Genomic DNA, 20,477 nt, shown 5'->3' with positions numbered 1-20,477 from the left:
TGGAGGCGGCACCCAGATTCGAACTGGGGAATAAAGGATTTGCAGTCCTCTGCCTTACCACTTGGCTATGCCGCCATATATGGAGCGGAAGACGGGATTCGAACCCGCGACCCTCGCCTTGGCAAGGCGATGCTCTACCACTGAGCCACTTCCGCTTATTTGATTTTTTGGTGCCCAGAGGCGGAATCGAACCACCGACACGGGGATTTTCAGTCCCCTGCTCTACCGACTGAGCTATCTGGGCATCCTTAGAATACTAAGTTGCAAACTATGCTAGTGGGTGTTTCCTCAGCGACAAGAGTTAGTATACAATATTTTTTTTCTAAAGTCAATAGCTTTTTATAAATTTAGTACTTAATTAGTTTAAATTATATTTTACTTTTTCCTGCTTCCTTTAATAATCTCTCTAAATCTTGCTTGTCAAAATGATATTTTGTATTGCAGAAATGACAAACTAACTCTGCTTTACCATCTTCTTTAATTATTTTTTCTAATTCTTCTTTTCCAACACTTACAAGAGCTTCTTCTAGCCTCTCTCTTGAACAGTCACAAACAAAGTTAATATCTTTTTTTTCTAAAATTCCCATTTCAAATTCACCAAAAATATGGTCTAAAATATCTTCTGGTGTATAACCTTTATCTATTAATCTTGATATTGGTTCAACATTATTTAATTTATGTTCTAATTTCGTAATAACCTCCTCAGATGCACCAGGTAACACTTGTAAAATAAAGCCTCCAGATGATTTTACACTTAAATCTCTATCAACAAGCACACCCAATGCTACTGCAGAAGGCTGCTGCTCTGAATATGCAAAATAGTGTGTCAAATCTTCTGCAATTTCTCCAGTTACAAGACCAGATTGACCAATATAAGGTTCTTTTAGTCCTAAATCTTTAATCACTATAACCTTTCCTTCTCTACCTACAGCCATACCTACATTAAGTTTGCCATCTTCTCTTAGCGGCATATCAACATCAGGATTACTGATATAACCTTTAACTTCTCCTTTACTATTTGCTACTGCTAGAATAGATTTTATTGGTCCGTTGCCTTTTATATGAAGTGATACTTTATCTTTATCTCCTTTAAGCATAACTCCCATTATTGACGCAGCAGTTAAAACTCTGCCTAAAGCAGCTGTTGCTGTTGGTGCAGTCTTATGTATTTGTCTTGCCTTTTCTACAATGTTTGTAGTTGCCGCTATAAAAACTCTTATACTTCCTTCTTTATCAATCGCTCTTACAATATAATCCTTCATAGAACTTCATTCCTTTCTAGCTCTATTTTAAAATCTATCAGTCTTTTAATCTAATTATATAAATTTCTTTTTATATATTAATTTTATTAATTAGCAGATGTCAACCTAAAAATACATTAAAAAACAACTTAATCATTTTAAATTTAAAAATCAAAAAAGCCCCTAAACAGGGGCTTAACTGCTACAATGTTAGGAAACCTTATAGTTTAGTAACATTAGTAGCTTGAGGTCCTTTTTCTCCTTGAACTACCTCAAATTCAACTTTTTGTCCTTCTTCAAGAGTTTTGAACCCATCAGTTTTGATTGCTGAGTAATGTACAAATACATCCCCACCATTGTCTCTTGTGATGAATCCATAACCTTTAGTTGAATTGAACCACTTAACTGTACCTTTTTCCATTAAAAACATTCCTCCAATACTAATATTAAATAACAGATGTTGTATGTATTTCAACATCATACTAATTTTAACACAAAAATTTTACATTGTCAAATAAAATCGTTTGTTTTTGATAAATTTCTCCAAATATTATTTACTGGCAACAAAATGTATTCTCTCACTCTCATCATTTGGCTTGTCAAACGTAAAGCTCTCATAATAATCAATATTTTTAAAGTTAGCTTCTTTTAATGCATTCACTACTTCATCTACTGAATATGCTTTTTGAATTTGACTCTCATCAAATCTAATATATTTGTCACCTCGCTTTACAAAAAAAGTGAGATACATTTCACATATATTATTATACCCATCAAAATAGTTTTCCCATGCATAGAAAATATTACCTTTTTCTTCAACAAAAGTATTGTTACCTATAATTTCATGAAGTTTATAATAAGAACTTATATCAAAAATAAAAATTCCTTCTTGTTCAAGATGTAAATTAACTCTCTTAAAAACATTTACTAAATCTTCATATTCGGTAATATAATTAATTCCGTCACAAACACTGATAATCATATCGAACTTCTTATTAAAATCAAACAAACGCATATCCTGTTTTAAAATTGTTACATTTCTATACATATTAAGCTTGTTATATGCCACAGAAAGCATATCTTCTGATAAATCAAAACAAGTAACATCATAACCACTATCACACAAATACCTAGTAAAATTCCCTGTTCCACAAGCAAGCTCAAGAACCTTTTTAGGGGTAATTTCTAGTTTCTTTAATATCCTCAATATATACTCAAACCATTTTTTATAATCCACATCATCCATCAACTTATCATACAAATATGCAAAGTCCTTATAACTATGCATAATATCCCCCCTTTTTAGAGTCATAAATATATTGTATTACAATTCTTTCTCCTTTTCTAGCTTACGTTTCATTAATTTCTTTTTTACTGTAATCATTCCTCCTATCCGACCTGTTTCCTTAGCTGTTAACCCCGCCCACCCAACTTTTTTTATTTTCTCTAATAACCCTAATTCTCTAGCTATTTCATATTTTAATTTATCCTCTAAAGTTTCTATTTTTTTCTTCTTTCTTGTTTTGCTCACATCGACCCCTCCTTAGTGTCTATTATGTGGATATTTTTGAATAATATTCTAAATTATATCATGATAAATTTTTTGAAAATTAGAACTTTAATATTTTCTCTTGATTTATATATATAAAAGTGTTAAACTTGTCGTTGTCGGAAAAAGTACTACTTTCCCACTCCCCCTTTTATATAAATTTTTATTAAATAAGGACCTACTCCCCCCAAGTAGGTCCTTAAACTTTTTTGTATTTATTTTTAGTAAACTATAGGAAATTATAATAAAATCTTTTAATAAATATTTTTTTCTAAACACTAAAATTCAAAACATTAATTATAATATATATTATTAAAATTACAATTAGAGGTATACTTTCAACAAAAGTTAACATGCTTTTCTTATAATCTTCATTATAAATACTTATATAATTATCCGAACTTGGCATTTTTTTAAGAAGCATAACAACTATAGTCCCAGCAACTAACGAAATAGCTCCCAAAAAAATTGCTCCGTAAATTAAAGTCTTAGTATATGATATATCTAAAGTTACATTGCTTGGCGTAGTATTACCTGTATTAAATTTATTTACAATAAAACCTAAAAATAAAGCCAACGCATTATTTGTAAAATGAGCCAACATAGATGCATAAAGTGAATCCGTTTTATAAACTATAAATCCAAATAATAAACCTAAAAAAATCGGTCCTAATAAATTCTGTATATTAAAATGAAATAATCCGAATAAAACAGCAGAAAAAATAATAGCTTTCCATTTTCCTAATTTTTCATATCCTTTCATTATTAATCCTCTAAACATTACTTCTTCACAAATACCAGCTGATAATGCTACAACAAAAAAACCTTTTAATAGTTCTATTTCATTATTTGGAATTGGTATAGGTGGAGGTTTAACTTCTCCAAAAAAACTTAGAAAAATCATAACTATCAAATTCAAAAATGCACCAATCGGATATGATAAGATTACAATAATAGGTATTAATAGTATCTGTTTTAAAGAAAGTTTATTAAGTCTAAGCACTTTTCTTAACGATTGTCTTTTAATTTTTAAATAAATCAATGCAGGCAATAAAATAATAATATATTCTGTAATTATCAACCCTTTATAAATATCCCATCTCTGTACCAATGAACCTATTGTAAGTAAAATTATTCCTATTAATAGATAGAACAAGTTAGTCCCTAAAATATTCAGCTTTGATTCAACATTTAATTCATTATTCATTAATTGACCCCCTTAATATTAATAATCACTTATAACACCAAAATATTTGCATATTTTCAAATAAGTATCTAATCCTATTTTTAAAATCTCCTCATCAAAATTAAAATAACAACTGTGTAAAGGATGTATGAATCCTTTTCTTTCATTTCTTGAACCCAACATAAAGAAAAGACCTGGTATTTCTCTTTGATAATATGAAAAGTCTTCAGAAATCATCATAGGTTTAATTATTTTAATTTCATCCTTAAATAAATCCTTAATAATCTCAAATAGTTTATAGTCATTTACGACTGGCGGATACATATCCCTTATTTCCATACAAATATTAACATTAAACATTTTTTCTAGTCCAAAATTAATTTCTACCATTCTCTTTTTAATTTTATTATATACTTCTGTATTAAATGCTCTTATTGTACCTTCCAGTCTTACATTATCAGCAATAATATTTCTTGCTTTTCCACCTTCAATTTTACCTATCGTCAACACACATCCTTCAATAGGTTCAATATTCCTACTAATTATACTTTGATAGCTACTTACTAATTGAGAAGCAACATATATGCTATCTATAGCTGTATGTGGCATCGCTCCATGTCCACCCTTAGATGTAATCTTAATATCAAACTCTCCAGTTTGTGCCATCATTGGTCCTGGAGTTATTCCTATTTTTCCTTGCTCTAAATCTGGTAATATATGAAGCCCAAAAATATATTCTACATTGTATTTTTCTAAAATACCTTCATTTACAATTATTTCAGCTCCTCCCGGTCCCTCTTCAGCTGGCTGAAATAAAAGTATTATATCTCTTTCAAGTTCAAAATCTGATAAATAACTTGCTAATCCCAACAAAATTGCCATATGGCCATCATGGCCGCAAGCATGCATCATTCCATTTTCATTTGAAGAATAATTCACACCTGTTTGTTCATTAACTCTTAGCCCATCCATATCTGCTCTAAATGCTATTGCTTTTTTAAAAACTCTCCCTTTTTTATAAGCTACTATACCAGTTCCAGCAACTTTTTCGATAATATATCCATATTTTTCAAGCTTTTCTATTATATAATTAGAAGTTTTATGCTCATTAAGTCCAGTCTCTGGTATTTTGTGTAGCTCTCTCCTTATTGCTTTCATTTCTTCACCAATTACATTTAATCTATTTGACATCTCATCCCTCCACATCCTACATTCTATAACCATTTTATATTTTTTATTTACTCAATTCAAATAGTTCTATTTATTAAGCACTTAATCTGTTATAAAATAATATTATAATAATAATAACACTTTTTACTTCCTAATTATTATTTAATAAATCTATTTTAGAGGTGATTTTATGAAAAAACTTAACATTGCCATAGTAGGCGCAACAGGTATGGTTGGAAGAACCTTTATCAAAATATTAGAAGAAAGAAATTTTCCAGTAAAAAATCTTTACTTATTTGCTTCCTCCAAATCCAAAGGTACAAAACTTAAATTTAGAGACAAAGAATACACTGTTCAAGAATTAACAAAAGATTCTTTCAATGACAATATAGATATAGCATTGTTTTCAGCAGGCAGCGAAGTTAGTAAAAATTTTGCACCTATAGCTAAAGAAAAAGGAGTCATTGTAGTTGATAACAGTAGTGCTTGGAGAATGCACAAAGAAGTTCCTCTAATAGTTCCTGAAGTAAATCCAAATGATATAAGTTGGCACCAAGGAATTATTGCTAATCCAAATTGTTCAACTATACAATGTGTAGTACCACTAAAGCCACTACATGATGCTTTTAAAATAAAAAGAATTGTGTATTCTACTTATCAAGCAGTTTCTGGATCTGGTCTAGGTGGAATTAAAGATCTGGATATGGGACTTGAAGGCAAAAAACCTAAAAAATATCCTCATCCTATCGCATTTAACTGTCTACCTCACATCGATGTATTTCTAGAAAATGGTTATACTAAAGAAGAAATAAAAATGATAGAAGAAACTAAAAAAATATTAAATGATTACAACTTAAAAATTACAGCTACTACTGTCAGAATACCAGTAAGATATGGACACAGTGTATCAGTTAACTTAGAATTCGAAAATTCATTTAAGTTAGATGAAATTTATGAAATACTTAGAGAAGCAAAAGGAGTAATTATACAAGATGATGTAAATAATAATGTTTATCCTATGCCTATAAATGCCGAGGGAACAGATGAAGTATATGTTGGTAGAATAAGAAGAGACTTTAGTGTTGAAAACGGTATTAACTTGTGGGTAGTTGCTGACAATATCAGAAAAGGAGCAGCTACAAATACAGTACAAATCGCTGAATTACTTATCAATCAACTTTAATGTTTAAATAAAAATTTAAATTAAAATTTAGGGGGGTATATTATGACTTTATTCACAGGCTCTGGTGTTGCTTTAGTTACACCTTATAAAAATGGCCAGATTGATTTTGACAAACTTGGTGAGTTAATAGAATGGCATATTGACAACCATACAGATGCAATAATTATATGCGGTACTACAGGAGAAGCTTCAACTATGACTGATGAAGAACAAAAACAGACAATAAAATTCGCAGTTGAAAAAGTTAATAAAAGAATACCTGTTATAGCTGGTACAGGCAGCAATAATACTAAACATGCAATCGAACTTAGTATTTATGCTGAAAAGGTTGGAGCAGATGGACTTTTAATTGTCACTCCATATTATAATAAAACTACACAAGAAGGTTTAATCAAGCATTACTTAACTATTGCCGATGAAGTTAATATTCCTATCATTGTATATAATGTTCCAGGTAGAACTGGTTTAAACATTAAACCAAATACATTAGCTAAGCTTTCAGAACATCCAAATATTAAAGCTGTAAAAGAAGCTAGCGGCAATATAAGTCAAGTTGCAGAAATAGCTAGATTATGTCCTGAAGATTTCTATATTTATTCTGGAAATGATGATATGGTAGTACCTTTACTATCTCTTGGAGGAAAAGGAGTAATTTCTGTAGTAGCTAACATCTTACCTAAAGATACTCACGATATGGTTATGTATTACCTTAATGGAGATATCGATAACGCAAGAAAACTTCAGCTAAAAATGAAAGGATTAATAGATGCATTATTTATAGAAACGAACCCAATACCAGTTAAAACTGCAATGAATCTTCTAGGAATGGATGTAGGTGAATTAAGATTACCACTTACTACTATGTCTGAAGACAATCTACAAAAACTAATCAAAGAAATGAAAAACTACGGTCTATCTCCAAGGAGGTAATTTTTATGAAAATAATCATTAATGGATGTAATGGTAAAATGGGTCAGGTTCTTACAAAGCAAATTGAAAATGACCCTGATTTAGAGATAGTAGCTGGCATTGACAGAGCTCCAAATAAATATAAAAATAAATATCCTGTTTATAAAGATATTTTTGAATTCAAAGGAGAGGCTAATGTAGTAATTGATTTTTCAAACCCTTACTACCTTCCTGGCTTGTTAGACTATTGCGTGGAAAAAAATCTACCAATTGTTATTGCAACAACTGGTTTTTCTAATAAAGATTATAAAGATATAGAAAAATCATCTAAAAAAATACCTATATTCTACTCTTCCAATATGTCTTTAGGAGTAAATGTTCTAATTAAACTTGTCAAAGAAGCAGCTAGAGTTTTAGCAGAATCTTTCGATATAGAAATTATAGAGAAGCATCATAATAATAAAGTAGATGCTCCAAGTGGAACAGCTTATATGATAGCTAACAAAATTAATGAAGAGTTAAATAATTCTAAAGAATACGTATTTGGAAGATACACAAAAAAAGAAAAAAGAAATAAAAATGAAATCGGAATTCATGCAATAAGAGGAGGTACTATCGTAGGGGAACATTCCGTAATTTTTGCTGGTTTAGATGAAATAATAGAAATAAAGCATACAGCAATGTCAAAAAATATTTTTGCTATAGGAGCTATTAAAGCAGCAAAGTTTATAGCAAATAAAGAAAAAGGACTTTACTCTATGGATGACTTAGTAATAACTTGAAAAAAATATATAGAAAGGATTGGAAACTAATGAATAACACAAATAAAAAAACTTCAAAATTTGATTTAACAAATCCTTACGAAATAGCTAAATTCATTAAAGAAGCAAAAAAAGTTACACCTATAAAAGCTTTCTTGAAAGGTAATATGAACAAAATCGATTTTAATAACTTAAAAAACTTTGGAGATGATAATTTCAGAATTGTATTCTGCGATTACGAAGAAATATTACCTATTTTAGAAAAATATAAAGAATATATTCAAGATTACCACATTGAATCAGATAGACGTAATTCAGCAATTCCTCTTTTAGATACAAAAACTATTCAAGCAAGAATCGAACCAGGAGCTATAATCAGAGATAAAGTATACATAGGAAAAAACGCTGTAATTATGATGGGAGCAGTAATCAATATAGGTGCAGAAATTGGCGAAAATTCTATGATTGATATGAATGCTGTTGTAGGTGCAAGAGGAATAATAGGTAAAAACGTACATGTAGGTGCAGGTGCTGTAATAGCCGGTGTACTTGAACCACCTAGCAAAACACCAGTAATTATTGAAGATGATGTCTTAATAGGTGCTAACGCAGTTATTTTAGAAGGAGTTAAAATAGGAAAAGGAGCAGTTGTAGCAGCTGGCTCAGTCGTAACAAAAGATGTTCCTCCTAATACAGTAGTAGCAGGTATACCTGCAAGAGTTATTAAAGAAAAAGATGAAAAAACTATTGATAAAGTAAAAATACTTGAAGATTTAAGAGGATAAAAAAAGGGCAGTCTAATGACTGTCCTTTAGCTATCAAAAGTAAATACATGAGGTATATTCCTATAATAATCACCATAGTTCAAACCATAACCGACAACAAAAACATCAGGTATCGTAAAACCAATATAATCTGGTGTAATATCTGCTTTTCTTCTTTCAGGTTTGTCTAATAAAACACATGACTTTACAGAATTAGGATTTTTGGACAGTAAATGCTCTTTAATGACTTTCATTGTAAGTCCTGAATCCATTATATCATCAACTATTAATATATCATATCCTTCTATATCTATATTCAAATCGCTAAGTATATCTACTTTACCTGAAGTTTCTTTTCCATGTCCATAACTAGATGTAGTCATAAATTCAATACGAGTAGGAACTTCAATACATCTAACTAGATCAGCAGTAAATATAAAGCTTCCTTTTAACAAAGATATTACTAAAAGTTTCTTGTCTTTATAGTCATCACTAATTTTTTTCCTAGTTCTTTAATTTTAGCTTTAATCTCTTCTTCAGAAATTAGAACCTTCCATTCCTTTTCCAAGAAACTCAACCCCTTTTTTTTGTTTTAATAAGACTTATTCTAATTTATATGTTGAATTTTGTCAATATTTTAAACTCATATATATAAAATTTATATTTTATTTAAGAATTATTAGTTAAATTTACTAAAAAAATTATTTTTAAGAAGGATTTTGACACTTTTTGTAGAATAAAATAGAATGTTGCAAGTGAATTTTTTTATGAAATTATTCACACATTTTTTCTTAATTCAAGTGATAACTAGTAAAGTCATTGAATATAATGAATAACAGATTAAATTAATTTAATTATGGGGGCTATGTCATGAAATATCAGAGCAAATCTAATGATATTGAAAAACAGCTTGCAGAGCTTTGTACTAATTTCATTAATATATTCGATAAAATGAAAACTAATGGAATAATTACTGAAGAAGAATATATCAGACATACTAAATACAAAAAGGATTTTTTAAAGAAATATTCTGTTAAGTAAAACTAAAGGATGTATCTTGAATTTTTTTGATATTTTTATTATATCATTACATTTATTTAATTCTTTCAATGCATTATTAATATTAATTGAATTGCTTTCGCTGTAAATTAATGGAGATTTCTCCATTTTTCTTTCTATTTCTTCAATTTCTGAATTTGATAATTTAAATAAATTATATACTAATCTATCTAACTTATATACTAAATATTCAATCTCTATCTGTTTTATATATCTGTCATACTCACTGTAGGTATTTTCAAATAACTGTTTTTTTAATGAAATTATCTTATCTATCAATAAAACATACTCTTCTTGTTTAGACAATGAAACCAATTTAAAAGGACTTTGTTGAATATGGAATATCTTAAGCTGTGGAAATAATTTACCTTCTTCCATTACTAGCGACCTATAGAGAAAACTATACAGCTTTGAATTTAATAAAGCTAATATAAACTTTATAAGTACATCTTTCCTATATTGTTCCCTAACTATCAATGAATATAATGTATTTAAAATATAATATTTTTGTTCATCGTATGTACATATGAATCTATCAGCCGTTTGCCTAATCAGTATTTTAGGGTTAAGCACAAATTCTTCTCTCATGAATGTAGCATATTCTCCCATTTTTTTATTAATTATTGATTTATCCGTTATTACATAAAGTCCAGACCAGTTATAATAATATGACTTAATATCTTTTCCTGTTAAAACTTTTCTAGCACCTTTCTTATTTGCATCATAAGTTAACAACTTATTTCTTATATTGCCTGTAGCAATTCCTGCAACAATTTCACATAAATCGTTTATTTTATAAAGATTTGTATTATAAATTCTTTGTCTTAGTTCAAATACTTCTTTAGACGATTCAATATCAAATACATAATTAAGATTATTATAATAATACAATTGTTTTACTATTTTATAATCATTTTTAAATATATCTTTTTTTATATCAAAACTATTTTTTAGATTTTTGCAAAGAATTTTATTTGTTTTCAAACTTTTCTGACTTTTCTTGATAAAAATAATCGCCATATTCATATCTACTTTGTCAAAAATATTACTTCCGAGATTGACAATTTCATTAATTTCAGTTTTATCAAGTATTATTTTTCTTATAGGTGTAAAATTGTTATTAGACAATATATTACCTGGAGTTATAAAAGCTAAAATTCCATCATCCAAAAGCATTGTTATAGCTTTCTCTATGAAAAGTGAATATATATCAAATCGTCCAACTGCTGTTAAAAAATTGTTTTTTAAATAATCTTTGTTATAGTATTTATTTATTCTTCTATTTTCTAAATAAGGTGGATTACCTATAATATAACTAAATTTATAGTTATCAATATAATTACTTTTTAGGAAATCAGCATCATATAAATTAAAATCAAAATCTATTTTCTCACCTATTAATTTATAAACTTTAATTTGTAAACTGATTTTACATAAATATATACCTTTTTCATCAATATCAATTCCATATATAATGTTTTCTACAATTCTTTTAACAATCTCTAAACTCGACAGATTAGATTTCTTCTTATACCACTTATAAAATACATCAAAAATATATAAAAGAAACATTCCACTTCCACATGCTGGTTCAAGAATTTTTAAATCATCTACATTGTCTCTTTGTTCTATATATTGTGTAATAGCTCTGTCAACCATATAATTAACAAGCCATTCAGGAGTATAATATATACCATACATCTCTTTTTTCTCTTTTCTACTTATGATATACTCATAAGCCATTGGTAAGACATAATCACTTTTAATAATTTCCTTTGTTATGTCTTTTTTCAATATTTTATATATATCATAATTCTTTATATTTTTAATTTCTGGTTCTTTTAAAAATAGTCTTTCAGCATTTAATCCTTCTAAAATAAGTAATATTAATGAATTTAAAATCATATCCTCTAACAAATCTTCATCTATCTTCCCATTATAAAAATCCAGTGTTTTCTCTAGTATTTTAATTAACTTTTTCATATTTTAATCCCTCACTACTGGACTACTATCTTTTAAAATTACACTTATTAAGTATTTCTTTTATTCCCCTTAATTCTAATAATATTTTATTGAGAGTATATTGAATACTGATTAAAATTATAAAAAAGATAGCAACTATAATTACATTAAAATACATAAAATCCCTCCTTCTCTTCATATACTTATTTCATATACTTAATTATATCAAAAAACAAGACCTTAATGGCCTTGTTTCAACTCTAAACTGATTCAGCTTTTAATTTGCCTTCTCTATTATTTTCATCTTTTAAATACTCCATCTTTGATATAGAAACTTCATATGCAACTTTATTTAGCACTTCACCATCAGGAAGCTTCTTTTGATATTCTCTACTCTGAATTCTTCCCCATAATCTAACATGATCGCCAACTCTTAACTTTTCAGAGAACCTTGCATTTCTCCCCCAAGCAATACAAGGTATGTAATCTGATTTGTTATAAGGTCTATTTACCGCAACAAGTAAATCTGTGATTTCTCTACCAAATGGTGTAGTCCTATATACAGGCTGTTTACAAATATAACCATCTAAGAAAATTTCATTTGGCTTACGTCTAAGTTCTAAAAGTTCTTCCTCATCATGAGGCAAGTAAATATCTCTTGCAAAAACTGTTAATAAAAGTCTGTTGCTTCCATCTGAATACCTATTATAAGACCTTAATTGCCCTTCAATTACAAGTTCTACACCTGGTTTTAACTCTATACCAACAAAAAGCCTTTCAGAGATAGTAACTGGTAATACATCTGAATTTTCACTTAGTCTAGGAACTTCAATATAAAAAGTATAAAATCCTTCTCCATACATTTGATGACTAAATTCAAGTTCACTAACTATTTTTCCAACAATTGTAACTGAATTGGTTTGAATAACCTTATCAACCATTTGCTTCCCACTCCCCTTTTATATCTTACGTTTTTTTGGACTAATCTACAACTATAATATTCACTACAAATTAATAATATGAATATTTTTGTTTTTACTGGTACGATATTTTTTCTTAAGTAATTAAAATTTAATACAACTAAATAGACCAAAATCCTTTTTATTATATTTGACAAATAATAAAAAAATCCTTCAAAATCTCCAAAAAAATATATACTATTCTTTCAAATAGTATATCAGACTTTTGTTTATGTATGGGTACTTGGTACTAGGTACTTGATACTAGATATTTGCTGTCCGCTTGTCGCTTTTCGACAATCGAATAGCAGATAGCGAAAGGCTAGCCGATTTTATTCTATACCATTAAACAAAATAAGAGACTTTTTTATTGTTTCAATACTTACATTCAAACATAAAGCTACTGCTATTGATGCTAGAGCATTGTAAATATTATGTTCTCCTAAAAGTTTTAAAGTAACAGGAAACTCAAATGTATCTATGTCTAACCCTTGAACCGTAGTAAGACTTCTTTGTAAGCAAACGAAAAGATTAATGCAATCCTTTATTGAAATACTAGAAGCCGTTAAACTCGCTTTATTATTCAAACCATATGTAACAACTAAAGCTTTATTATTACCTTCTATTAATTTCAAAGCATCACTATCATCTATGTTAATTATAGCTATTTTATCTTTATCAAGCTCATAAAATAGTTTTTTCTGTATTTTAAAAGAATCTTCACTCTTTCTAAAACAACCTGAATATTCATTTTCAATACTTGTATGCACTGCAATATCAAATTTCAAATCATATATTTTATTATAATCTAATGTATCAGAAGAAACTTCCACAATAACAACTTGAACTCCATTTTTGGTCATTTTGTTTAAAACATTATGTATCAATTCACTGCAAAACTTTATACCATTCGAACTAATTACTCCCGTTTTAAGCCCTGCATATTTTAAAATATGTTCAATTAAACTAATAGTTGTTTTACTTTGCATTCCTGTAACTCCTATAAAGAACATATTTTCATAAATAAAATTATAGTAACCTTCCTTAGCTTCTTTCAAATCATTTATCGTATCTTTTATATTTATCTTATCAGTTGTCATAGGTTACTCTCCTTCTAAAAAAGTTAAATATATATTCTATATTTTACTTTAGTTAGTCTTTTTATGTATTGTAGCTTCTATATTCCAGTATTTGTATTAATAATGAACAAAACCTCTGGATAAAATAATATTGAGGTGATATATATGAAAAATAATAAAATCTCCGAAAATGCAAGAAAAGCTTTTGATAATTTCAAAGAAGAAATTGCAAAAGAAATGGGAATTGATACCACTAAAGCAGGCAAAAATGTAGTAAAAAAAATTAAGGAGAATTTTGAAAAACGCTTTTCTAACTTAGGAAGATCATAAAACAGTATGGTGGCAGTAATGCCACCATAAATTATTTTTTTCTTTTCATCTGTCTCCCAGTATTATCTATATAATAACCCTCTTTATAGATTAATTCTGAAATTGGCACTATTTTGTATCCTTTAGCTTGAAGTTTCTCTATTATAATCGGTAGATACTTAGTAACATACTTAGCATTATTATGAAACAATACTATAGAGCCTTTCTTTACATTTCTTAAGACGCGATCTACTACTGGTTCAACACCTAATTCTTTCCAATCTAAAGAATCAACATCCCATTGAATCACATAATATCCATTATCTCTGCAAATTCTAATAAGTCTATCATTATAATCACCAAATGGAGGTCTAAAAAGAATAGTTCGCTGTCCTGTAATTTTTTTTATTTTATCCTCTGTTTTCTTCAATTCTTCAACAATCTGAGTTTGACTCAACTTTGTCATATGAGGATGATTTGTAGAATGATTGCCTATCTCATGTCCTCTTCTAGCTATTTCCTTAACCATATCAGGATATCTATCAACCCAAAATCCGACAAGAAAAAATGTAGTTTTTACACTGTATTGATCTAGTATATCCAAAATTTGCTTTGTATACTGATCTCCCCATGCCGCATCAAAACTTATTGATATTTTCATTTCATTAGTATCAACAGAATAAATAGGAAGCTCCCGTTTTACCGAAAATACACTAATTATTTCATCTTGATCAATATTTGTATAAACCAATGAACTTATAACTAAAAATGTAACTAAAATTATTTTTATTATTTTATTTTTATCTAGCAAAAATATTTTCAAACTATTCCCTCCCTAAATCTTAATAGTAAAATTTATACTTTACTTATCTAATACTACATATATATTAACTGTAATAATGTTTTAGTAATTTAATTGGAGGGAATAAATGAAGTTATTGAAAGAAATACATTATATAATAATTTTATTAAGTATTTGTGCAGGTCTCTTATTATTTCTTTTAGGCATAAAAATAATTTCTACTTCATTTGAAAAAATAGTCTCAAAAAAGCTTAAGATTAAACTATATAAATTAACAAATAATAAAATACTTGGCGTATTACTAGGAGTAATAATAACTGGACTACTTCAAAGTAGTAGTGCTACAACTTTATTAGTCATTAGTCTTGTACACAGTAATCTAATAAGCATTTATAATGCTGTACCTATAATTATGGGAGCAAATATTGGTACTACTATAACATCACAAATCGTTGCAATAGATATTAAAAAATACGCAGTATATCTTTTATTGGCTGGAATTACTACTATGCCTTTATTAAAAAAAGATTCGACTAAAATAATTTCCAAACTATTAATAGGAATTTCTTTGATATTTCTAGGTATAGACATTATTTCAAATAGCATAGCTTTAACAAATAGTACAAAAAAACTTTCTTTATTAATACAAAATATTGGTGCTAATGATATTTTAGGTATATTCTCAGGATTTCTTATAACAACAATTATTCACAGTAGCAGTACCGGAATTGCTATACTTCAAATTATGGCATCATCTCACATTATTTCAGTCAGAACTTCTATTCCTATTATACTAGGACAAAATATAGGTACCTGTATAGATGCTTTAATAGGAAGTTTAGTAACTAATCGTGCTGGCAAACAGGCTGCTTTTGTCCATATAATATTCAACATAAGTGGAGTTATTATCTTTTATTATTTTATAAATTATCTTTATAACTTTGTAAGTCTAATTTCACCAGATAATCCTTCGAGACAAATCGCAAATGCTCATACACTTTTTAATATAATAACTACATTACTGCTCTTACCTTTTTCATCAACCCTTGTAAATATATCAAAAAAATTAATAAAGGAGTAAAGCTTACTCCTTTTCTTCATAAATATAAAGTAACTTACCGTTTAATTTATTTTTGTCTACAATATCCTCAAACTTTTTAGGTACAGTTACAACATCTGGATTGCCATCACTAATAAATCTTTTTTGAGGGTACTTGTCAAAGTATTCTAGCCAGTCATAGAGACCGACATTATCAACATTAATCTCACTTGCCCTAACTCTTGGTATTGAATAAGGATTAAATCTCTTGTCTATTGGAGAATAAGAAGGCTTCCAGCCTACATTCAGTATAGCTATATTATTATAATTAATCCCATTATACTCACCTTTTCTTAAATAAATTTCATTTTCTTTGTTTTTAGGTCTACTTCCGTATGGAAGTGCTAACATATTTACTTCATAATCTTTTAAAATGCTGCTTAAAAACTCAATATTTTCACCAATTACCTTTTGTATACTACTAGAATCTAATTTAGTTAAATTATTATGTGCAATTGTATGATTACCTATATCTAGTCCCTTTTCAATTAAATACTTAAGCTTATACTCTACAAACTCTTTTTGCCTAAAAGGATTTTTCCCAAATATAAAAAATGTTGCCTTTAAAGGAAAATCAGGATGCTGTTTATGAAACTCTTCGTAAATACTTACCGCACAATTAGGATCAATTATTTTCTTACCATCTTTTACAATTATATTAAAATTATTTTTATTGCCATCATCAAAAGTAATAACTATTGGTGTATATCCAGCCTCAACATCTATATTATTATTCACAAAATCTTTAAGACTTATAGGTCTATATCCTTTTTCATATAATACCTTTAAATCCTTTTTAAAGTTTTCAACTGTCCTAACCCATTCACTTTCTTCATTTCCAATGTTATGATACATTAATATCATTATTTGGCCTGCTTCATTTGGTTTTTTTGATAAATCTATTTTTTCAAAAGGGTCCTCTGAATTATTATCATCTTTACTATCTTTTTTATCAATAATATTATTGGTTTCTTCCGCTTTGTTATAAACCTTATTAACAACTGGTATTTCATTGTTTACCTCTTCTATTTTATTACATCCAGTCAAAAGTAAAAATACAATTACCACCACTACTGTTATATTTATTACTTTTTTCAAAATATCCCCCCTAATATTTCTCTATTATATCTCTTTACAACATTTTAAAACTTTTTTTAAATAAATATTATTTATAGGAAAAAATTCGAAGTATTATGTTGTTTCATAGGGTTAAAATATAAATATAATTTTTATTTAATTATAACATATCGTATTTAATCGAAACTATAATCCGATTAGCTCATAATAATTTTTTCAATTAATTACAAAATTTTTAAAAATCATAAAAAGGAGATGTGTTTATTGTCTATAAGAAAAAGTACCTTTACTAATATTAAAGGAAAACAGGCTGAATACTCTGCTATAACAATAACAAACGATGAAAGACACTTTTATAGAGAAGCAGAATCTCAAAAAGCTCAGCTTGAAAGCAAACATCAGCATGGTACTAGAAAAGATGTAAAAACTCCTATAAAAAGAAAACTAACTTAAAAGTGCGGCCTATTAAAGGCCGCTAAATTATGGCCTAATAACTTTTGTTCCCCTTGGACAACTTGAAATACATAAGCCACATACTGATCCTCTACCTATATCTTTATATTGTTCACTCATATAAGTACTACATGCAAATGCATCAACCAAATTGCCTCGTTTAATACCTTGATACCAATTTTCCCCTTTCAAAGCCAAAGCTGGACATTTTGTTACACAAATATTACAATCACCACATTTTGAGTCTTTAATCGGATCATCATATGGAAAAATCATATTTGTTAATACGGTTCCTAATCTTATTCTTGGTCCAAATTCTTCTGTCACTAAACAAGCATTTTTACCTATCCATCCTAAGCCTGCCAAAGTTGCAGCAGTTTTGTGCTGGAAAATTCCTGTATATGCATCTATTTGTGTTTTAACAGTTTGAGAAGCTGGTACTGCCATAGCAAGATATCCTTCATTTTGAATCATAGTTGTTATAGCTAAAGTAATCTGATCTATTAAAAAATTTACTGTTCTATAATGATGAAAATAAGTATGTGTTGGTTTATCTACTACATCATTCATTATCTGATCTGATAATCTAACAACAATGGAAATACCTGATTTTAAGTGAGAAAAACTATCAGACAAGACGTTCTCTAATTTAGCAAATCCAATCTTAGAAGCACCCATACCAATAGCTTTTTCTATTATCTTTTCTTTGAAATTTAAATTCATATAATACTCCTTTCTTTTTTTAATGCTAAATTTATTATAACACAGCTATTACTCCATAATTATTGACCAATAGTTATTAATTTATTGATTATTAATTATTAAATCAATTTTTTCCTAAAGTATTAATTATATGAATAAATAGTATAAAATATACCAATTTTAAATATTTTCATGGATATAAAAATTTAAAAAAGGTTATATTAATAATACAACATCAAATATGATGTTGGTAATAAATCTATTTGGGAGGGAAAAAAATTGGCTAGAGGAAATAGAGTTGTTGTTCCAGAAGCTAAGCAAGCCCTTGAGCAGATGAAAATAGAAATAGCTAATGAATTAGGTTTATCTAATTATAATAGTATAGATAAAGGAAATTTAACTTCTAGACAAAATGGTTATGTTGGTGGATATATGGTTAAAAGGTTAATTGAGCAAGCTGAAAGACAGATGTCTGGAAGATAAATCAATAAAAAGGAGAAGTGGTATTTTTGCCACTTCTCCTTTTTATGTGTTATAATTTTAATATGATTTATTTAAAGATGTGTGAAATCAATAAAACAAAATCAATAATCACATATCTAGAAAAAAGAGGTGGCATTATGTTTGTTGAAAATACTAAAGAATTAGCACAACACAAACTCTTGCTTCTATACATATTAGATATTGTAGAATTCCCGATGACTAATTCTGAAATTACACAATTCGTTCTCGAAAATGATTATATGGTTAATTATTTTATGGTACAACAATTTTTAAGCGAGCTAGTATCCTCAAAGTTTATTGAAATAACTACAAAAGATGGCAGTGAGTACTACCATATCACCGAGCAAGGTAAAAATACTCTTAATTACTTCATAGATAGAATACCAGAAAAAATAAAACTTGAAATTGATAATAATTATAAAAAGAAAAAAGAAGAAATGATTAAGAAAACTCAAATTATTGGTAACTACTATAAAAAGAATGATTCAGAGTATATTGTTAATCTAAAAGTCATAGAAAAAGACATTACTCTATTCAATATGTCTCTGAATGTAGTTTCAAATAAGCAAGCAAAGCTCATTTGTAATAATTGGAAAGAAAATCCTCAAGAAATATATAAAAAAATATTAGATTTATTAATAGTGGAAAATAAATAGGCAGGTTTTTTCCTGTCTATTATCTTTCTATCATATTAAGATTAATCCATTAGGCTCTAACCCAACTGATATATTTTTTATTATTTTTCCCTTTTTATAGTTAAATACAGTAACACAATTTTTTAGAGCATCTGATATAAATATTAAATCATCACCATTGTAGAGCATACAGTTAGGCATTCCTCCTAAATAATACTTTTCAAGTATATTCTTCTTCTCAATATTGATTTTGTAAAGAAAACCGTCAAGAGCATTAGTTGTATATAATATGTCAGTATTCTCTATGACAACCATATCTAAAACTACACCTTCTACTTCTAATTCTGCAAGTAATATATTATCATTTATGTCTAATATTTGTATTGCACTTTGATGCATCCCATTTGATTGTGGACATAATATATATATTCTATCTTTATTTGTTAAAATATGAAAAGGATTAAACCTAAGTCTAATTTTATCTATTTTATTACTATCTAAGTAGATTACACTCAAACTATAACCACTGCTATTAGCTACATAAATTCGATTTTTGCTGTTGTTTATTTTAATATCATGAGGTTTCTCTCCTACAGGTATATTTTCTAATAATATAAAGTCTTTCTCATCTATTACTGAAACTGAATTTGAATCTGTATTTGTAACAAAAATACATCCATTTAACAACTCTAAATGTTTTGGACAACTTCCTACATAAACAGCATCTATAACTGTTTTACTGTTTATATCTATCTTAAAAACACTGTTATCATATGAATTAGCTGTATATATTATTGAGTCATTACTCCCTCTAATAATATGATGAGGTCCTATATATGGTCTGTTTATACTTGAAATATTAACTCGTTTTTTACTTGTACTAATATTATTGAGAAATATATTTTCAACTTCATATTTATTTTCTAAATCTACCAAGGTCAATGTATCATTCTCAGCATTAGCTACTACAAGTTTTTTCCTCTTCATAAAAATAATCACCTCTGTCTTCATTGCCCTTATATCAGTTTATGCACATTTAATAATAAGGGTGAATAGAGGTGATTAATTAAATTA

24 protein-coding genes, 3 tRNA genes and 1 pseudogene are annotated in these 20,477 nt (G+C 27.9%); 10 read left to right on the top strand and 18 right to left on the bottom strand.

Annotated elements, in window-relative coordinates:
• From TR13x_RS04395 to TR13x_RS04355, 9 genes are all read right to left on the bottom strand, one after another.
• A tRNA-Cys gene (locus TR13x_RS04395) sits at positions 1-75 on the bottom strand.
• Between the two features lie 5 nt (positions 76-80).
• A tRNA-Gly gene (locus TR13x_RS04390) sits at positions 81-155 on the bottom strand.
• Between the two features lie 13 nt (positions 156-168).
• Positions 169-244: transfer RNA gene (locus TR13x_RS04385), tRNA-Phe, on the bottom strand.
• Between the two features lie 124 nt (positions 245-368).
• Positions 369-1,262, bottom strand: a complete 894-nt coding sequence (gene hslO / locus TR13x_RS04380) for an Hsp33 family molecular chaperone HslO (protein ID WP_054870682.1) — start codon at positions 1,260-1,262, stop codon at positions 369-371.
• A gap of 199 nt (positions 1,263-1,461) precedes the next feature.
• The gene (locus TR13x_RS04375) at positions 1,462-1,662 is read right to left on the bottom strand and encodes a cold-shock protein (RefSeq protein WP_054870681.1); all 201 of its coding nucleotides are present in this window, start codon (positions 1,660-1,662) and stop codon (positions 1,462-1,464) included.
• A 129-nt stretch (positions 1,663-1,791) separates the two neighbouring features.
• On the bottom strand, positions 1,792-2,529 hold the full coding sequence (locus tag TR13x_RS04370) for a class I SAM-dependent methyltransferase (protein ID WP_054870680.1): 738 nt from the start codon (positions 2,527-2,529) through the stop codon (positions 1,792-1,794).
• A gap of 36 nt (positions 2,530-2,565) precedes the next feature.
• Positions 2,566-2,772 (bottom strand): small, acid-soluble spore protein, alpha/beta type, encoded by a 207-nt coding sequence (locus TR13x_RS04365; RefSeq protein WP_242851715.1) that lies wholly within the window; start codon positions 2,770-2,772, stop codon positions 2,566-2,568.
• A 289-nt stretch (positions 2,773-3,061) separates the two neighbouring features.
• Positions 3,062-3,997, bottom strand: a complete 936-nt coding sequence (locus tag TR13x_RS04360; protein WP_054870679.1) for a type II CAAX endopeptidase family protein — start codon at positions 3,995-3,997, stop codon at positions 3,062-3,064.
• 18 nt (positions 3,998-4,015) lie between these two features.
• Positions 4,016-5,167, bottom strand: a complete 1,152-nt coding sequence (locus tag TR13x_RS04355; protein WP_054870678.1) for a M20 family metallopeptidase — start codon at positions 5,165-5,167, stop codon at positions 4,016-4,018.
• Positions 5,168-5,336: 169 nt separating this feature from the next.
• Between TR13x_RS04355 and TR13x_RS04350 the strand changes: the two genes are divergently transcribed.
• From TR13x_RS04350 to dapD, 4 genes are read left to right on the top strand one after another with little or no spacing between them, the layout of a single operon-like run.
• Positions 5,337-6,329, top strand: a complete 993-nt coding sequence (locus TR13x_RS04350) for an aspartate-semialdehyde dehydrogenase (RefSeq protein ID WP_054870677.1) — start codon at positions 5,337-5,339, stop codon at positions 6,327-6,329.
• Between the two features lie 42 nt (positions 6,330-6,371).
• Positions 6,372-7,259 (top strand): 4-hydroxy-tetrahydrodipicolinate synthase, encoded by an 888-nt coding sequence (dapA, locus tag TR13x_RS04345; RefSeq protein ID WP_054870676.1) that lies wholly within the window; start codon positions 6,372-6,374, stop codon positions 7,257-7,259.
• Positions 7,260-7,264: 5 nt separating this feature from the next.
• Positions 7,265-8,020 (top strand): 4-hydroxy-tetrahydrodipicolinate reductase, encoded by a 756-nt coding sequence (gene dapB / locus TR13x_RS04340; protein WP_054870675.1) that lies wholly within the window; start codon positions 7,265-7,267, stop codon positions 8,018-8,020.
• Positions 8,021-8,049: 29 nt separating this feature from the next.
• Positions 8,050-8,784 (top strand): 2,3,4,5-tetrahydropyridine-2,6-dicarboxylate N-acetyltransferase, encoded by a 735-nt coding sequence (gene dapD, locus TR13x_RS04335; RefSeq protein WP_054870674.1) that lies wholly within the window; start codon positions 8,050-8,052, stop codon positions 8,782-8,784.
• Between the two features lie 26 nt (positions 8,785-8,810).
• On the opposite strand, the pseudogene hpt reads toward dapD, so the two are convergent.
• Positions 8,811-9,331: pseudogene (hpt, locus tag TR13x_RS04330) on the bottom strand (hypoxanthine phosphoribosyltransferase).
• A gap of 302 nt (positions 9,332-9,633) precedes the next feature.
• On the opposite strand from hpt, the gene TR13x_RS11140 reads away from it, so the two are divergent.
• Complete coding sequence (locus TR13x_RS11140) at positions 9,634-9,804, top strand: hypothetical protein (RefSeq protein WP_161802929.1); 171 nt, start codon at positions 9,634-9,636, stop codon at positions 9,802-9,804.
• Here TR13x_RS11140 and TR13x_RS04325 read toward each other — a convergent pair.
• From TR13x_RS04325 to TR13x_RS04315, 4 genes are all read right to left on the bottom strand, one after another.
• On the bottom strand, positions 9,781-11,805 hold the full coding sequence (locus tag TR13x_RS04325) for an N-6 DNA methylase (protein WP_054870673.1): 2,025 nt from the start codon (positions 11,803-11,805) through the stop codon (positions 9,781-9,783). The two genes, TR13x_RS11140 and TR13x_RS04325, sit on opposite strands and share 24 nt — an antisense overlap.
• Before the next feature lie 25 nt (positions 11,806-11,830).
• Complete coding sequence (locus TR13x_RS11340; protein WP_255351306.1) at positions 11,831-11,962, bottom strand: hypothetical protein; 132 nt, start codon at positions 11,960-11,962, stop codon at positions 11,831-11,833.
• Positions 11,963-12,044: 82 nt separating this feature from the next.
• Positions 12,045-12,725 (bottom strand): single-stranded DNA-binding protein, encoded by a 681-nt coding sequence (locus tag TR13x_RS04320; RefSeq protein ID WP_054870672.1) that lies wholly within the window; start codon positions 12,723-12,725, stop codon positions 12,045-12,047.
• A 350-nt stretch (positions 12,726-13,075) separates the two neighbouring features.
• Positions 13,076-13,843, bottom strand: coding sequence for a Mur ligase family protein (locus tag TR13x_RS04315; RefSeq protein WP_054870671.1), 768 nt, complete (start codon positions 13,841-13,843; stop codon positions 13,076-13,078).
• Between the two features lie 144 nt (positions 13,844-13,987).
• Between TR13x_RS04315 and TR13x_RS10915 the strand changes: the two genes are divergently transcribed.
• Positions 13,988-14,152, top strand: a complete 165-nt coding sequence (locus tag TR13x_RS10915) for a small, acid-soluble spore protein, alpha/beta type (protein ID WP_082394783.1) — start codon at positions 13,988-13,990, stop codon at positions 14,150-14,152.
• Between the two features lie 31 nt (positions 14,153-14,183).
• Here the strand turns inward: TR13x_RS10915 and pdaB are convergent, their stop codons facing one another.
• Positions 14,184-14,954 (bottom strand): polysaccharide deacetylase family sporulation protein PdaB, encoded by a 771-nt coding sequence (pdaB, locus tag TR13x_RS04310; RefSeq protein WP_054870670.1) that lies wholly within the window; start codon positions 14,952-14,954, stop codon positions 14,184-14,186.
• A gap of 106 nt (positions 14,955-15,060) precedes the next feature.
• Between pdaB and TR13x_RS04305 the strand changes: the two genes are divergently transcribed.
• Positions 15,061-16,014: a Na/Pi cotransporter family protein gene (locus tag TR13x_RS04305; RefSeq protein WP_054870669.1), complete on the top strand. Its 954-nt coding sequence runs from the start codon at positions 15,061-15,063 to the stop codon at positions 16,012-16,014.
• A gap of 3 nt (positions 16,015-16,017) precedes the next feature.
• Here TR13x_RS04305 and TR13x_RS04300 read toward each other — a convergent pair whose 3' ends face one another.
• Positions 16,018-17,130 (bottom strand): polysaccharide deacetylase family protein, encoded by a 1,113-nt coding sequence (locus TR13x_RS04300; RefSeq protein WP_054870668.1) that lies wholly within the window; start codon positions 17,128-17,130, stop codon positions 16,018-16,020.
• A gap of 243 nt (positions 17,131-17,373) precedes the next feature.
• On the opposite strand from TR13x_RS04300, the gene TR13x_RS04295 reads away from it, so the two are divergent.
• On the top strand, positions 17,374-17,562 hold the full coding sequence (locus tag TR13x_RS04295; protein ID WP_054870667.1) for a hypothetical protein: 189 nt from the start codon (positions 17,374-17,376) through the stop codon (positions 17,560-17,562).
• A gap of 27 nt (positions 17,563-17,589) precedes the next feature.
• Here the strand turns inward: TR13x_RS04295 and TR13x_RS04290 are convergent, their stop codons facing one another.
• On the bottom strand, positions 17,590-18,285 hold the full coding sequence (locus TR13x_RS04290; protein ID WP_054870666.1) for an epoxyqueuosine reductase: 696 nt from the start codon (positions 18,283-18,285) through the stop codon (positions 17,590-17,592).
• Between the two features lie 258 nt (positions 18,286-18,543).
• On the opposite strand from TR13x_RS04290, the gene TR13x_RS04285 reads away from it, so the two are divergent.
• Together TR13x_RS04285 and TR13x_RS04280 are read left to right on the top strand one after the other, a co-directional pair.
• Positions 18,544-18,747, top strand: coding sequence for an alpha/beta-type small acid-soluble spore protein (locus tag TR13x_RS04285; RefSeq protein WP_054870665.1), 204 nt, complete (start codon positions 18,544-18,546; stop codon positions 18,745-18,747).
• Between the two features lie 137 nt (positions 18,748-18,884).
• A complete protein-coding gene (locus TR13x_RS04280; protein WP_054870691.1) occupies positions 18,885-19,424 on the top strand; it encodes a DUF4364 family protein in 540 nt (179 codons plus the stop codon).
• A 30-nt stretch (positions 19,425-19,454) separates the two neighbouring features.
• Here the strand turns inward: TR13x_RS04280 and TR13x_RS04275 are convergent, their stop codons facing one another.
• A complete protein-coding gene (locus TR13x_RS04275) occupies positions 19,455-20,390 on the bottom strand; it encodes a YncE family protein (RefSeq protein ID WP_054870664.1) in 936 nt (311 codons plus the stop codon).
• Between the last annotated feature and the right edge of the window lie 87 nt (positions 20,391-20,477).

It is taken from the genome of Caloranaerobacter sp. TR13 (assembly GCF_001316435.1).
In the GTDB taxonomy this organism is placed as follows: domain Bacteria; phylum Bacillota; class Clostridia; order Tissierellales; family Thermohalobacteraceae; genus Caloranaerobacter.
The sequence above is the reverse complement of the archived record's forward strand: the minus strand, read 5'-3'. Positions and strand labels throughout refer to the sequence as shown.

Excerpts from the sequence above, each read along its gene's own strand:
- TR13x_RS04305 (WP_054870669.1), top strand. The coding sequence starts at position 15,061 with ATGAAGTTATTGAAAGAAATACATTATATAATAATTTTATTAAGTATT.
- TR13x_RS04275 (WP_054870664.1), bottom strand. The coding sequence starts at position 20,390 with ATGAAGAGGAAAAAACTTGTAGTAGCTAATGCTGAGAATGATACATTG.
- TR13x_RS11340 (WP_255351306.1), bottom strand. The coding sequence starts at position 11,962 with ATGTATTTTAATGTAATTATAGTTGCTATCTTTTTTATAATTTTAATC.
- TR13x_RS04370 (WP_054870680.1), bottom strand. The coding sequence starts at position 2,529 with ATGCATAGTTATAAGGACTTTGCATATTTGTATGATAAGTTGATGGAT.
- TR13x_RS11140 (WP_161802929.1), top strand. The coding sequence starts at position 9,634 with ATGAAATATCAGAGCAAATCTAATGATATTGAAAAACAGCTTGCAGAG.
- hslO (WP_054870682.1), bottom strand. The coding sequence starts at position 1,262 with ATGAAGGATTATATTGTAAGAGCGATTGATAAAGAAGGAAGTATAAGA.
- TR13x_RS04375 (WP_054870681.1), bottom strand. The coding sequence starts at position 1,662 with ATGGAAAAAGGTACAGTTAAGTGGTTCAATTCAACTAAAGGTTATGGA.
- TR13x_RS04325 (WP_054870673.1), bottom strand. The coding sequence starts at position 11,805 with ATGAAAAAGTTAATTAAAATACTAGAGAAAACACTGGATTTTTATAAT.
- TR13x_RS04320 (WP_054870672.1), bottom strand. The coding sequence starts at position 12,725 with ATGGTTGATAAGGTTATTCAAACCAATTCAGTTACAATTGTTGGAAAA.
- TR13x_RS10915 (WP_082394783.1), top strand. The coding sequence starts at position 13,988 with ATGAAAAATAATAAAATCTCCGAAAATGCAAGAAAAGCTTTTGATAAT.
- TR13x_RS04315 (WP_054870671.1), bottom strand. The coding sequence starts at position 13,843 with ATGACAACTGATAAGATAAATATAAAAGATACGATAAATGATTTGAAA.
- TR13x_RS04350 (WP_054870677.1), top strand. The coding sequence starts at position 5,337 with ATGAAAAAACTTAACATTGCCATAGTAGGCGCAACAGGTATGGTTGGA.
- TR13x_RS04280 (WP_054870691.1), top strand. The coding sequence starts at position 18,885 with ATGTTTGTTGAAAATACTAAAGAATTAGCACAACACAAACTCTTGCTT.
- dapA (WP_054870676.1), top strand. The coding sequence starts at position 6,372 with ATGACTTTATTCACAGGCTCTGGTGTTGCTTTAGTTACACCTTATAAA.
- dapB (WP_054870675.1), top strand. The coding sequence starts at position 7,265 with ATGAAAATAATCATTAATGGATGTAATGGTAAAATGGGTCAGGTTCTT.
- TR13x_RS04290 (WP_054870666.1), bottom strand. The coding sequence starts at position 18,285 with ATGAATTTAAATTTCAAAGAAAAGATAATAGAAAAAGCTATTGGTATG.
- dapD (WP_054870674.1), top strand. The coding sequence starts at position 8,050 with ATGAATAACACAAATAAAAAAACTTCAAAATTTGATTTAACAAATCCT.
- TR13x_RS04355 (WP_054870678.1), bottom strand. The coding sequence starts at position 5,167 with ATGTCAAATAGATTAAATGTAATTGGTGAAGAAATGAAAGCAATAAGG.
- TR13x_RS04360 (WP_054870679.1), bottom strand. The coding sequence starts at position 3,997 with ATGAATAATGAATTAAATGTTGAATCAAAGCTGAATATTTTAGGGACT.